The organism is Adlercreutzia sp. CNCM I-6216, assembly GCF_977113345.1.
The window spans coordinates 33876-47273 of the sequence record NZ_CDSBIE010000006.1; the positions used below are offsets into that span (position 1 = coordinate 33876).

The 13398-nt window shown below is 63.3% G+C and carries 11 protein-coding genes; 3 read left to right on the top strand and 8 right to left on the bottom strand.

From position 1 onward, the window contains the following. Nucleotides 1-11 precede the first annotated feature (11 nt). The 4 genes from caiB to ACYVRU_RS06965 all read right to left on the bottom strand — a co-directional run bounded on the left by caiB (nucleotide 12) and on the right by ACYVRU_RS06965 (nucleotide 4879). Nucleotides 12-1226 carry an L-carnitine CoA-transferase gene (gene caiB, locus ACYVRU_RS06950; protein ID WP_157011497.1) on the bottom strand — a complete coding sequence of 405 codons (1215 nt, stop codon included), beginning with the start codon at nucleotides 1224-1226 and terminating at the stop codon, nucleotides 12-14. Between the two features lie 56 nt (nucleotides 1227-1282). Continuing rightward, a complete protein-coding gene (gene caiA, locus ACYVRU_RS06955; protein WP_157011496.1) occupies nucleotides 1283-2431 on the bottom strand; it encodes a crotonobetainyl-CoA dehydrogenase in 1149 nt (382 codons plus the stop codon). A gap of 69 nt (nucleotides 2432-2500) precedes the next feature. Further along, complete coding sequence (gene aes, locus ACYVRU_RS06960; RefSeq protein WP_157011494.1) at nucleotides 2501-3484, bottom strand: acetyl esterase; 984 nt, start codon at nucleotides 3482-3484, stop codon at nucleotides 2501-2503. A gap of 57 nt (nucleotides 3485-3541) precedes the next feature. Next, nucleotides 3542-4879, bottom strand: coding sequence for an MFS transporter (locus ACYVRU_RS06965; protein WP_157011492.1), 1338 nt, complete (start codon nucleotides 4877-4879; stop codon nucleotides 3542-3544). A 373-nt stretch (nucleotides 4880-5252) separates the two neighbouring features. On the opposite strand from ACYVRU_RS06965, the gene ACYVRU_RS06970 reads away from it, so the two are divergent. From ACYVRU_RS06970 to ACYVRU_RS06980, 3 genes are all read left to right on the top strand, one after another. Continuing rightward, the gene (locus ACYVRU_RS06970; RefSeq protein WP_461185907.1) at nucleotides 5253-6719 is read left to right on the top strand and encodes a response regulator transcription factor; all 1467 of its coding nucleotides are present in this window, start codon (nucleotides 5253-5255) and stop codon (nucleotides 6717-6719) included. Between the two features lie 216 nt (nucleotides 6720-6935). Beyond that, entirely contained in the window at nucleotides 6936-7226 is a 291-nt protein-coding gene (locus tag ACYVRU_RS06975; protein ID WP_114539162.1) for a type II toxin-antitoxin system Phd/YefM family antitoxin, read from the top strand. Further along, nucleotides 7226-7531 carry a type II toxin-antitoxin system RelE/ParE family toxin gene (locus ACYVRU_RS06980; RefSeq protein ID WP_232325489.1) on the top strand — a complete coding sequence of 102 codons (306 nt, stop codon included), beginning with the start codon at nucleotides 7226-7228 and terminating at the stop codon, nucleotides 7529-7531. Before ACYVRU_RS06975 ends, ACYVRU_RS06980 begins: the two co-directional genes overlap by 1 nt. A gap of 159 nt (nucleotides 7532-7690) precedes the next feature. On the opposite strand, the gene ACYVRU_RS06985 is transcribed toward ACYVRU_RS06980, so the two are convergent. The 4 genes from ACYVRU_RS06985 to serA all read right to left on the bottom strand — a co-directional run bounded on the left by ACYVRU_RS06985 (nucleotide 7691) and on the right by serA (nucleotide 13390). Further along, nucleotides 7691-9388, bottom strand: coding sequence for an AMP-binding protein (locus ACYVRU_RS06985; protein ID WP_157011486.1), 1698 nt, complete (start codon nucleotides 9386-9388; stop codon nucleotides 7691-7693). A gap of 15 nt (nucleotides 9389-9403) precedes the next feature. After that, complete coding sequence (locus tag ACYVRU_RS06990) at nucleotides 9404-9982, bottom strand: helix-turn-helix domain-containing protein (protein ID WP_022739788.1); 579 nt, start codon at nucleotides 9980-9982, stop codon at nucleotides 9404-9406. A gap of 146 nt (nucleotides 9983-10128) precedes the next feature. Beyond that, complete coding sequence (locus ACYVRU_RS06995) at nucleotides 10129-11649, bottom strand: 2-isopropylmalate synthase (protein ID WP_114539165.1); 1521 nt, start codon at nucleotides 11647-11649, stop codon at nucleotides 10129-10131. A 163-nt stretch (nucleotides 11650-11812) separates the two neighbouring features. Then, the gene (serA, locus tag ACYVRU_RS07000) at nucleotides 11813-13390 is read right to left on the bottom strand and encodes a phosphoglycerate dehydrogenase (RefSeq protein WP_157011484.1); all 1578 of its coding nucleotides are present in this window, start codon (nucleotides 13388-13390) and stop codon (nucleotides 11813-11815) included. Between the last annotated feature and the right edge of the window lie 8 nt (nucleotides 13391-13398).

Genomic DNA, 13398 nt, shown 5'->3' on the forward strand with positions numbered 1-13398 from the left:
GGACGGCACGGCTACTCAGCGCACTTCACAATGCCATCAGCCGCGAATCGGGCGATCTGCTCATCGCTGTAGCCGAGCTTGGTCAGCACGTCTACCGTGTCGCCGCCCTGAGCGGGCATGGGGCGCCAAATGCGACCGGGGTTGTTCTGGAACTTCGGGAAGACGCCAAGTCCATGGAAGGTCTCCCCGTCGGCCGTCTCCCAATCGGCCCAGGTGTCGCGCAGGCGCAAATGCTCCTCCTCGACCAAATCCTCCATGTCGTTGATGACCTGGGCGGCAATGCGATGGGCGGCAAAGTCCTCTTCAATCTCGTACTTGGAATGGGCCAGGCAATACTCCTCGAAGGCGCGCTGGATCTCCTCGGCGTGGGGATTCGACAGCCACAGCCCGCTCGTGTCCTCGGGAATCTCCGGCGTGCCCCACAGATGCCCCAAGCCGATGGTCTCGAGGAAATACTTGTTCTGGTCGACGCCATAAAGGCACACGCCCAAAAAGCCGTCCTTGCAGGCGAACTCGCCAATGCCGCAGAGATTCTGGTTGCGCGCACCGGGGCGAGGCCACTTGATGCCCTCGTTCAAGTAGTCCACCAGGTAGTACTGGCCGATAGCCAAAAGCGTCTCGTACATAGCCAAATCGATGGACTCGCCCTTCCCCGACTTCTCAGCCTTATACAGGGCGGCCAGAGCCGAGCTTGCGATCATGAGCGTGTTGAAGTAGTCGCCGGCATAGGGCCCCGGCAGCATCGGCTGCTCCTCGGTACCGTTCTGCATGATGATCCCGGCATAGGCCATAACCGTCAGATCGTAGGCCGCGCGCTTGACCATCTTGGGATCGCCCGTCTGGCCGAAGCCGGACACGTGCACGATGACGAGCTTCGGGTTCACGGCCCACAGCACTTCGTCGGTCAGCCCCTTGCGAGCCCACGTGCCTCCCTTCGACGCCTCCATGAAGATGTCAGCGTCGCGGATCATGTTGAGGAATATCTCGCGACCCTCCTCAGAGAAGTAGTTCAGAGCCACGGAACGCTGGTTGCGGCGCTCGGCCTGCTTGATATAGGCCGTGTCGCGAATGGTGTCGCCAGCGCCGGTGTTCTCGAGCCAGGTGACATCCGCGCCCCAGTCGGCCATGAGGTCGGCGGCCTTGGGACAAGCCAGCTCAACAGCGGCATAGACCACCTTCACGCCATCAAGCGGACCGTAAGAGGGTTTCTCGGTAGGGATAGCCATTGTTTCTCTCCTTAAATCGCGTTTCTCTCAATACCTCGCTGGTTCGCCCAAGGAAGTTAGGCCTTGTAAGCCTTGCAGGCGCCCTTGGAGGTGGCCAAAATCATCATCTCGTCGGTGCCACCAGAGACGCGGTCGACGCGCAGATCGCGCCAGATGCGGTTGATGCGGTGCTCGGAGGCCACGGCGATGCCGCCCATCACCTGCATGGCGTCGTCGGTCACCTCGAAGGAGGCGTTGGCGCAGTAGTACTTGCACATGGCGGCCATGGCCGGGTCGAAGTCGCCGCCGTTGTTGTCGGCCATCCAGGCGGCCTCGTACAGCATGTTACGCATGTTGGTCAGCTTGATGCACATCTCGGTGATCTTCAGCGAGTTCAGCTGGAATCGGCTGATGGGCTTGCCGAAGGCGATGCGGGTGTTGGCGTGCTTCATGGCGTCCTCGAAGGAGCAGATGGCGGTGCCGTAGTCGCAGGCGCCCACGAGCCAACGCTCGAAGTTGAAGTCGGACACGCCGCGCATAAATCCGTTGCCCTCCTTGCCGAAGATGTCGGACTCCTCCAGCTCCACGTTGTCCAGGTACACCTCGCAGCAGCTGTCCATGCGAAGCCCCAGCTTCGGCAGCGGGGAGAGCTTCACGCCCGGCTTGGACATATCGACGAAGAATTCGGTGAACTGCGACTCGTCATCGGCGTTCTTGGCCATGATGACCAGGTACTTCACGCCGGCGGACGAGGTGATGAAGGTCTTGGTGCCGTTCAGGTAGATTTTGCCGTTCTCGCGCTTGTACGTGGTGGCCAGCGCCCCCACATCCGAGCCTGCGCCCGGCTCGGTGCAGGCGGAGTTCCAGATCTGCTCGCCGGAGCCGAGCGTGCTCATGACGGCGTCGATCTGCTCTTGGGTTCCCTCGCGGATAATGGTCTCGAAGCTGGGCAGCTGGTAGAGCACGTAGGTGGGCGCACCGTAGCGGCCGAGCACCTCGTAAACGGCCATCAGCGTCACGCAGGGCTGCTCCAGGCCCAGGCCGCCGTGGGACTCGGGCAGCATGATCTGGTCGAAGCCCAGCTCGCACAGGCCCGCCACCCAGCGCAGGGGGTAGACGTGCTTCTCGTCGCACTCGTGGAAGTAGGTCTCCCAGTTCTCGCTCTCCATGTACTCGCGGTAGCTGTCGACGATAAGCTCCTGCTCGTCGGTGAGTTTGAAGTCCATTCTTCTGTCTCCTTTCAAAGGGTGCTTTGCAAAGGGAACGCGCCCTGCGCGCCCCCGGATTGCCAATAACTAGGCGAGGCCCAAGGTCTCGCGGTAAAAGGTGGCGCCGTGTTCCAGCACGTCGTTGGCCGCATCGAGCATCTTGGTGTAGTGCAAGAAGGCGTGGATAACGCCCTCGAACAGCTCGAAGCGGAAGGGGGTGCCGTACTGCTCGCAGATGGCGGCCAGGGTGGCCGAGTCGTCGCGCAGCGGGTCAAACTCGGCGGCGGCGATGTAGCAAGCAGGCACATCATGGGTCAGGTCGTTCAAAAACAGGTTCGCGTAGGGCTCCGCCGCAAGGGCCGCGGGATCCTCGGCGTACAGGTTCAGGTAGAACTGCCAGTCCTCCTCGGTGAGGCCGTCCCACGGACCGCCCAGGAGCCGCATGGAGGAAGAGTCGGTCAGGCCGAACCACCCGTAGAACAGAAGCAGGCACTTCACGAAGTCGGCGCCGCCCATCTCCTCGCGCAGATACAGCGTGGCGGCCAGGCCCAGGTGCGCGCCGCCGGAGTCGCCGGCAAAGGCCAGGCGGTCGCCGTCGATGCCCCAGGCCTTCCCCGCCTCGTGCAGGTGCGCGGCCACCGCCGCCGCCTCGCGCACGGCGGAGGGGTACTTCGCCTCCGGGGACAGCCGGTAATCCACGGCCACCACCGGCACGCCGGCGCGCTTCGCCAAGATGCGGCAGATGCGGTCGTGGGTGTCCAAGTTGCCGAGGACGAACCCGCCGCCGTGGACGTAGACGATGGCCGGCGCCGTCGCGCCCTCGGCGATTTCGCAGGGGTAGTAGCGCCGCACGCCGATGGCGCCGAAGGAGCCTTCCACCGCATCGTCGACCACACGATCCATCTCAGGGGCTCCCTCGTTCCACCAGGCGCGGCCGGCCACGTAGTTCTCGCGCATCTGAGCGAAGCCGGCGCTTGTGTCGTTGGCGTCCCCGGCCAGCTCGTCCTCCTTCGCGAGGACGGCGGCCATCTGCGGGCTGATGCGGGCGAGCACGTCAATCTTGTTCGGCATAATAGGATCTCCTTGTCCTTTCCCGAATCCTGCGGTCTTTCCGATTTCCTCGCGTCGCTAGATGGTGGCCTCGCCGCCGGCGATCTCGGTCGCCTCGGCCTCCTCGGTCTTATCGACGGACTCGGCGCCGAAGTGCTTCTTGATGGTGCGGAGCAACATGACGAGGCAGATGCAGCCGATGACGCCGAACATGATCTCGAAACCGAAGATGCTCGTGTAGGCATCGATGCCCTGGGCGTCGATGAGGCCGCCGTACCAGGTGTGGATGAACACGTCGGGCATGAAGCCGACCACGGACAGCACGCCGGCGGCCGTGCCGAAGATGCGCATGGGGATCTTGATCTCCGAGAGCGGAGAGCTTCCGATGGAGAAGGCGCCGTAGGTGGTGAACCCGAACACGACGACCAGGATGGCGGCGACCATGGCCGCGCCCGGATCATGCGGGAAGACGATGAAGCCGAGCAGCACCGCGATGGACAGGATGAAGGCGCCCAGGATGACCTTGGAGGGGCTCTTCAGCTTCGTGGCCAGCCAACCGACCACAGGGCCGGCGATGAGGCCGATGCCGTAGGTGCGGATGAGGCCCACGACGTTCACGAGATTGCCGTCGGCGTTGAAGCACTGGGTGAGGTAGGGCGTGGTATAGGTAGCGCCCTGGTACACGGCGTAGACGCAGAAGTAGGCGACGCAGGCCCAGATGACGCCGGGGTGCTTGATGGCCTCGACGGCCTCCTTCAGGCTGAACAGCTTGGCGTTCTTGTCGATCTCGCCCTTGAAGTCGGGGATGAGGAAGATGGAGGCCACACCGAGCACGGCGATGACCACGGCCAGGAAGATGAGCATGACCTGCACGCCCTGGGCGACATTGGCGATGGCGGCGATGATGCCGGCGTTGATGAGGCCGATGACCAGTCCGGTCACGCCGTAGATGGAGTAGCTGATGCCGATCTTCGAGGCGTACTCGTCCTCCTCGCAGCACAGGCGGATCACCTTGAAGCGGGTGCCCCACCACACGAGGATGGAGGTGATGCCCATGGCTACGAACAGCACGAGGCAGATCTCCACCGACGGCAGCATGGCGTAGATGCCCACGAGCACCGCCGTGGCGAGGAAGCCCACGGTGGCCAGCGTGCGCATGCGGAACTTGTCGGCCACGATACCGGAGGGCAGATAGCAGATCATGGCCGCGATGCCGTAGGCCGACACCATAAGCCCCAGATCGGCGTTCGTGCAGCCGAGCGCCTGCATCAGCGGATCGTAGAACACATTCTTAAGGTACATGGGCGCGTAGATGATGGACGAGCCCATGGAGATGAGCACGACGAGTGCCCACTTGTGAAGCGACGTGAGATCCTTGTACGTCACTTCCCCTTTGCCCTTTGCAAGCAACGACATGGCAAAGCTTCCTTTCTCTCCGATTCGGCCCGGCCTTCCCGCCGGACCGCTTGCCCTGCGCGAGACAATTCCGCGCAATCGATCGATCTGGAATGCATTCTGCCGCTCGAGGGGCGGCACGCCATCGCACGCGAAAGAGGAAAGGGAGGTTACGCATTTTCTTGCGAGGTGACGATTCCCGTCGAAAGAGCCTGAAAGGCATCGCAAAACCCCTGCGAAAAGCGAAGTACTCAAAAACTTGCGATCCCATTTTTCATTGACGATCTTTACACTTAGCGCTCGGATTTGATACCGTAGCGCCATGATCGACGCTACATCAGCTAGAGGGTCGAACGACACCGCAACCTGCGGGATGACAAAGGGGAGAGCACCTATGGAAGCAAGCCGCGCCGAATTCGAGTCGTCAGACGCTAGAGAAGGACTCGCCCCCTCCGCCCTCTTCGATAGGCCCTTGTTGAAATACGTGGGCTTTGCCCTGCTGCTCGCCTGGCACTACGTACTTTGGTTTGTGCCGAACTTCTTCTTCCACACCCAGCTGCTCGACAAGAGCGTGACGCTCAGCTGGGTAGCGAGCCTCCTGCTAACGGCGGTGTTCCTCTTCATTCTGGCGGGGCTTCTCGGCCGAAAGCGTCACTTAAGCGACCACCCGATCGTCTTGCCGGCGGCGATGATTGCGGCTTCTTCGGGCACGGTGGCCCTGGGATTTTTTCCCTTCCATCTCGCGCCCGCAGGCCTCTACCTCGTCGCGATCATCATCCTCAGCGTCTCCGAGGCCACGCTCTGGATACTCTGGGGAGAGCGCTACGCCTGCGTGAAGGCGAACTTCACTATCAACCACATCGGCACGGTCTTCGGCATCACGCTGTTCCTGTGCGTGTTCGTCGCCTCGCTCCTGCCTCCGATGATAACGGCGCCGGCGGCGGCCCTGCTCCCCCTGGCATCGGGAGCCCTTCTGGCCTTCGCCCGCAAGGACGAAAAGCGCGCCTTTCCCGTACTCCTGCCGCGCAGCGCTACAAGCAGCGGCTTCAAGAACATGCTCGGCGTTGGCTTCGTCACGCTGCTCGCCTGCGCCGCCTGCTATTTCCTCAGCTGCATCATCCCATGGGAAGTGCTGCCCACCGGCGAGGACTCCTTCACATTCGGCATTTTGGGCGGGGCTCTGTTCATTCTCGTCATCGCCGGCATCTACACGCTGTCGCGCAACCGCCTCAACATCTTCAAGATCTACCCGGCCCTGCTCATCGCCATCATGGTGGGCTTCTCGCTGTTCCTCTCCTCGACGTTCGCTTACTTCCCCGCCTTCATCGTCGGCATCGGCATGCAATCGCTCTTCGAAGTGCTGCTCATCATGTACTTCGGCATCCTCACCACCAAAGGCTACGCGACCCCGGCGCTCACTTTCGCCATGGCCGGCGGCTTCGTGCGCCTGGGGCTCGCCGCGGGCAACTCGCTGGCGCTGTGGTACGAGAGTATGGCAGTGCCAGTGACCCAGGCCCTCACACCGCCGACCTGCCTGGCCTTCATGTGCCTGCTCGCCGTCGTGCTCGTGCCGCTCGTGCGCATGGAGTTCAGCATCGTGGCCCTCACCGCTGCGCCGCCCACGCGAAACGAGGTGGAGGAGATCTGCGCCGAAGCGGCAGCCGAGTTCGGCCTGTCGGCCCGCGAAGCGGAGATCCTGCTGCTCATCGCGCGCGGACACACGACCAACTCCATGGCGGAAAAGCTCGTCATCTCCCCTTACACCGTAAACACCCACATCCGCCACATCTACGACAAGATGCAGATCCACAAGCGCAGTGAGCTTCTGAACTACCTGAACATGCAGCGCTCAGATTTCTAGAGCACGACTCGATAGGCAGGAACCGATCCCTCCGTAGGGGCTGACCTTGGTCAGCCCTCCCCTGGCGAGTCGACCCCACTTGAGGAGGGGCGACCAAGGTCGCCCCCTACGGGATAATGCGATAACCTTTCGTGACAAATCCATAGCACACAAGATGAGGCATTGCCAATTCTGCTTATTCACTGTATATTTACAGCAAATTCTTAGGAGGTTACTATGCCGCAGATCAAGCCACTGTCCGAATTCAACCGGAACCAGAACGCCCTCATCGAGGATCTCAGCCACTCGGGCGAGCCCTTGTACCTCACGCGCAACGGCTCGGCTTGCGTCGTGGTGATGGACTCGGCCGCCTTCGATGCCGCCATGGCCTTCCGCAACGAGATTTACGAGCAGGAAATGCGCACCTACCGCGGCATGCTCAAAGGCATCCAGGAAATGCAGGAGGGCAAGCTTCACGACGCCCAGGACGTCATGGACGAGCTGCGGGCACTCAGGGGCTGGGAGTGATGGCCGCCGAAGGCATGCGCGTTCTCTTCACGGACTCTGTGCGCACGTTCATCCTGGAGAACGTTTTCAGTGAGCGGGTGGCGCTCGCCATCGATCGCCAAAGGGACATGCTCGCGCTCTTCCCGGAAATGGGCCGCGAGTACGACCCCGTCTACGATGCGGCGCGCCTCTCGGTTCCGTGCCGGTGGATCGCCATTCCCGACACCCCCTTCACCATCTATTACGTGATCGACTACGATGCCGACGAAGTGAGAGTGTTCTACATCGAGCACCAGCGCATGAACCCCATGGGAAGGTTCTCGTAGCGGAAGCCGTCTCGTAGGGGCTGACCTCGGTCAGCCCTCTGCTGGTGGAGCAACCTCGCTCGAGGAGGGGCGACCGAGGTCGCCCCCTACGAAATCATCCCCGAATCGGTGCGAGCTCGCATAGAGAAACGGAGCCCTCCGAACCGTTCGGGAACTTCCTTACTGCCCGGATTTTACCAGCTCTTCGGCCATCTCGCGGAGCTTGAACTTCTGCACCTTCATGGAGGGGGTCATGGGGAAATCGCCCACGAAGAAGACGCGCTTGGGCACCTTGTAGCGGGCGATGCGCGGGATGGCGTAGGCGCGCACGTCGTCCTCGGTCATATCCTCGAAGCCGGGGCGCACCCGGATGAACGCGCCGACGATCTCGCCGAGCTTCGCGTCGGGGATGCCCACCACCTGGGCGTCCAGCACGCCGGGCATGGTGAGCAGGAAGTTCTCCACCTCGAGCGGGTAGATGTTCTCGCCGCCGCGGATGATCATGTCCTTGATGCGGCCCGTGACGCGGAAATACCCGTCCTCGTCCACGGTGCCCATGTCGCCGGAGTGCAGAAAGCCGTTCTTATCGATGGCCTTGGCCGTCTCCTCGGGCATCTTGTAGTAGCCCTTCATGACGTTGTAGCCCTTGCAGCACAGCTCCCCGTGCTCCCCCGGCTCGCAGATGTGGCCGTCGTTCACATCGAGCACGCGCACTTCCACCGGCGGATGGGCCCGGCCCACGGTCTCGCACTTGTGGGGAATGTCATCGTCCACCGAGGTCTGGGTGAACACCGGGCTCGTCTCGGTGAGGCCGTAGCAGATGGTCACGTCGCGCATGTTCATGCGCTCCATGACCTCGCGCATGGTCTCCGGCGGGCAGGGGCTGCCGGCCATGATGCCCGTGCGCAGGTGCGACAAGTCGAAGGAGTCGAAGTCCGGATGGTTCAGCTCGGCGATGAACATGGTGGGCACGCCGTAGACCGCCGTCGCCTTCTCCTTGTCGAGGGCCTGAAGCACCAGCTCGGCATTGAACTCCTCAACGATGAGCATGGTGCAGCGGTGGGTGAGGCAGGCCATGACCCCCAGCACGCAGCCGAAGCAGTGGAAGAACGGCACCGGCAGGCACACACGGTCTTCGGCACCGAGCTTTTGGCCCTCGCCGATGTAGAAGCCGTTGTTCAGGATGTTGCGATGGGTGAGCATGACGCCCTTGGGGAAGCCCGTGGTGCCGCTCGTGTACTGCATCATGACCACGTCGTTGTTGTCGAACTGGCCCTGGGCCCATTCCAGGGAGCTGTCGGGCTTGTGCTGGCCGAGCAGCAGAAGCTCGGGTACGCTGTAGAAGCCGCGGTGCTTCTCGGGTCCCATGTAGATGAGGTTCTCCAGGAAGGGGTACGCCTCGGAATGGAGGAAGCCGCGCTGCACGTTCAGCGACTCGGGCACCAGATCGCGGATGATCTGCAGGTAGTCCACATCGCGGTAGGCGTCGATCACGCAAAGCGCCTTCATGTCCGACTGCTTCAGCACGTAGTCGAGCTCGTGGGACTTGTACACCGGGTTCACCGTGACCATGACCACGCCGATCTTCGCCGAGGCGTACATGAAGGTGAGCCAATCGGGGATGTTGCGCGCCCACACGCCCAAGTGGTCGCCCGGCTTCATGCCGATGGCCAAGAGGCCCTTGGCCAAGGCATCGGTGCGCTCGTCGAAGTCCTTGTAGGTCCAGCGCAGGTCGCGGTCCGGGTACACGACGAACTCGTGATCGGGATCGATCGCCACCTGCTGCTTCAGATAGGCGCCGATGGTCAGCTCCGAGTGCAGCGGATAATCGGGAGACCCGGGAACGGGAGCGTCAGTGGTCTTGTTCTCTTCGGTCATAGATCCCTCCCCCGCTTAGAACGGCGTGTAAACACAGGCCAAGAATTTAGCGTTTTGCCCATTATGGGCGCGCACCTGGTGGGGCACGATGGAATCGTAGTAGATGGACTCGCCGGGGCCGAGCACGTAGGTCTCATTGCCGTACTCGATCTCGATCTCACCCTCCATGCCGTAGAGCCACTCCTCCCCTTCATGGGAATCCAGCTTGTGCGTGGCCTCGCCGGTGGGGCTCACGGTGATGATGAACGGGTCCATATGACGGGAGGGACGGCCCGCCGCCAGGCTGAAGTAGGACAGGTCGCCGGCGTCCTTGGCGGTCTGGAGCGATTTCACGCGCTCCACTTCCTCCATCTGATCGGTGCTGATGTAGGCGGGCCCGTAGGTCTCGTCGTCATCCATGAGGGTGCCCAGGCGCACGCCGAGGGCGCGGGTGAGCTTGATCAGCGGCGCCAGGGACGGCGGCACCTCGCCGGCCTCCAGCTTCTCGATGACCGTCACGTCGCAACCGCAACGATCGGCCAGATCCTGGCAGGTCAGATGATGCGCCTCGCGCAGCGTGGTGATCTTGCGCCCGAGCTTGTTGTCCTCAGCCATAACGTGCCTCCTTGAAATTCGATATCGCACTATTTTACTTGAGGACGGAAAAGGGAAATAAAGAAGCCGATGAGATGTCCCATCGGCTTCGGTGAACGTAACGCCAGGCACGCTCTTCGGCAACGCCCTTAGAGAAGAGGCCTCCTTTAGCGCTTCTCGGCGAGCAGTCGGTTGAGCGCATTCAAGTAGGCCTTCGCCGAGCTGACGATGATGTCGCCATCGGCCCCGCGGCCCACGTACACCTCGCCACCGGCGGCCTTCACGCGCACGGTCACCTCGCCGAGCGCGTCGATGCCGCGGGTCACGGCGTTCACGGCGAACTCGGACAGGTCGTTGTCGACCTGCACGATCTGATCGATGGCCTTGTACACCGCATCGATCGGGCCGGCGCCCCAATCGCACACCGTCCGCACGTCGCCCTCGGGCCCGCGCAGGGTCACCGTGGCCGTGGGCTTCAAGGGGAAGCCGCAGCTGACCTGCACGCCCTCCAGCGTGTAGATGGCGCACTCCTCGCGATCGCGCTCGTTCACGAGCGCTTCCAGATCCTCGTCGTAGACTTCCTTCTTCTTGTCGGCCACATCGAGGAAGGCGTTGTAGAGGCGGTCGAGCTCCTCGCCCTCGTACTCGTAGCCGAGTTCCTCCAGGCGGTGCTTCAAGGCCGCATGTCCGCTGCGGGCCGTCAGCACGATCTGGCTCTGGCCCACGCCCACCTCGGCCGGATCGATGATCTCGTAGGTGTCGCGCTTCTTCAGCACGCCGTCCTGGTGGATGCCCGAGGAATGGGCGAAGGCGTTGGCGCCCACGATGGCCTTGTTGGCCTGCACGTTCATGCCGGTGATGGAGCTGACCAAGCGGCTCGCCTTGATGAACTCGCGGGTGTTGATGTCGGTGTGCGCATCGAGCTCCTCGCCGTGCATGCGCATGGCCATGACCACTTCCTCCATGGCCGTGTTGCCCGCGCGCTCGCCGAGGCCGTTGATGGTGCACTCGATCTGCGTGGCCCCGTTGCGCACGCCGGCCAGCGACAGCGCCGTGGCCATGCCCAAGTCGTTGTGGCAGTGCACCGACACGGTGACATCGTCGATGCCGGCCACGTTGTCCATGAGGTACTTGATGCGCGCGCCGAAGTCCTCCGGCAGCGAGTAGCCCGTGGTGTCCGGGATGTTCACCACCGTGGCCCCCGCCTTGATGACCGCCTCGATGACCCGTGCGAGGAACGCGAAATCCGACCGGCCCGCGTCCTCGGCGTAGAACTGCACGTCTTCCACGTACTTCTTGGCGTAGCTGACGGCATGCACCGCTCGTTCGATGCACTCGTCCTCGGTGATGCGCAGCTTGTCGCGCATGTGCGAGGGGGACACGCCGATGCCGGTGTGGATGCGGGGACGCTTCGCGAACTTCAGCGCATCGGCCGCCGAGTCGATGTCCTTGTCCACGGCGCGGGTCAGCGCGCACACCACGGCCGCGTCGCCGGCCAGCTCGGAGATGCGGCGCACCGACTCGAAGTCGCCGGGACTGGAGATGGGAAAGCCGGCCTCGATGACATCGACGTTCAGACGAAGAAGCTGGCGGGCGATGACGAGCTTCTCCTCCGTGTTCATGGAAGCGCCCGGCGATTGCTCGCCGTCGCGCAGCGTGGTATCGAAGATGTCGATCTTGCGTGTCATGCCATCCTTCTTTCTTCTTTTCTTCTTCCGACAGTTCGCGCCTGAGACGCGGACATAGTTGACCGAAAGCATCATAACAAAAACCAGCGGCACCCCCGTTAAAAGGCGCCGCTGGACACGGTTAAATCTTTCTATAGCCCGACATCGGAGCCGTCGATGGCCGCTACAGGGTGATCTTCCACAGGTTGCGCAGATCGATGGCCCCGCGCAGGCGGTCGAGCACCGCTTCGGACACGTCCCCCTCGACATTCATGTACACGAGCGCGCAGGACTCCTCCGGCCTGGTGCCGATCTGCATGGTGGTGATGTTGGCCGCGGCATCGCCCAGAATGGTGCCGATGACGCCGATGCGGCCGGGGGCGTCCACGTACTCGAACACAAGCGACGTGGTCGCCGGCGCGATGTCGATCTTGTAGCCCATGAGCGAGATGATGCGGGGCGTGTGCTCGGTGCCGAACAGGGTCGCCGCCACCTCCACCTCATCGGCCACGATGCGCACCGAGGAGGCGTACTCGCCGGCATCGCGCGCCGAGGCGGTGGTAACGGAAATGCCATGCTGGGAGGCCACCGACTCGGCGTTGGCCGCCGAGAAGGCCCCGAGGCGCCGGTAGGACAGGCCGCCGTCGAGCACCGCCGCGAGCAGCGGCGCCGGGTCGGCATCCGCCAAGCCGCCGGCCAGCTCCACCTTCAGGCTCTTCGGCGTATGCCCGAGGATCTGGCTGGCCATCGATCCCATCATCTTGCAGGCGTGCACGTAGGGACCGATGGCATCGAAGACCTCCGGGGGCAAGGGCGACAGGTTCACCGCCGTGGCCACCATACCGCCCTCCAGGCCCGCTTCCACGTACTCGGCGATCTGGGTGGAGGCGCGCCGCTGGGCCTCGTGGGTCATAGGCGACAGATGGGGCGTCAGAATGGCGTTTTCGAACTCGTGCAAGGGCGAGTCGGTGCAGGGCTCGGCCTCGAAGGAGTCCACGGCCACCGCGGCGATCTTGCCGGCGGCCACGAAATCGGCCAGGGCGTCCATGTTGAAGATGCCGCCGCGGGCAGCGTTCACGAGCACGACACCGTCCTTCATGGCAGCGAACTCGTCGGCGCCGAACATGCCCAGGGTACCCACCGTGCGGGGCAGGTGCACCGTGATGAAGTCGGCCTGGGCGAGCACCGGCGCCATGTCGTCGTAGAGGGTGACGCCCAGATGCAGGGCGCGCTCCGGCGAGCAGTAGGGGTCGTGCCCGATGAGGTTCATGCCGAAGGCCGCGGCCCGCTCCGCCACAAGACCCCCCACCCGGCCCAGGCCGAAGATGGCGAGCGTCTTGCCAAACAGCTCGCTGCCCATGAAGTCGGGACGGCGCCACTGGCCCGCGTGCATGGAGGCGCTCGCCTCGGGAATGTGGCGAGCGGCGGCGAGCAGGAGCGCCATAGTATGCTCGGCGGCCGAGATGACGTTCGAGTTCGGCGCGTTGCACACGATGACGCCGCGCTCGGAGGCGGCCTCGATGTCGATGTTGTCCACGGTCACACCCGCGCGCCCGATGATCTTCAGGTTCTCGGCGGCGTCCAGCAGAGCCGCGTCGACCACCGTGTTCGGATGCACGATGAGCGCGTCGTAGGGCGCGATGGCGGAGGCGAGCTCTTCGGGCGTGGGATCGATGAGCTTGTCCACCTCGTAGCCGTGCTCGGTGAGCGAATCGATGCCTTCCTGCACCAAGTCTTCCGTGACCAGGATCTTTTTCGTCATGAGCGCCA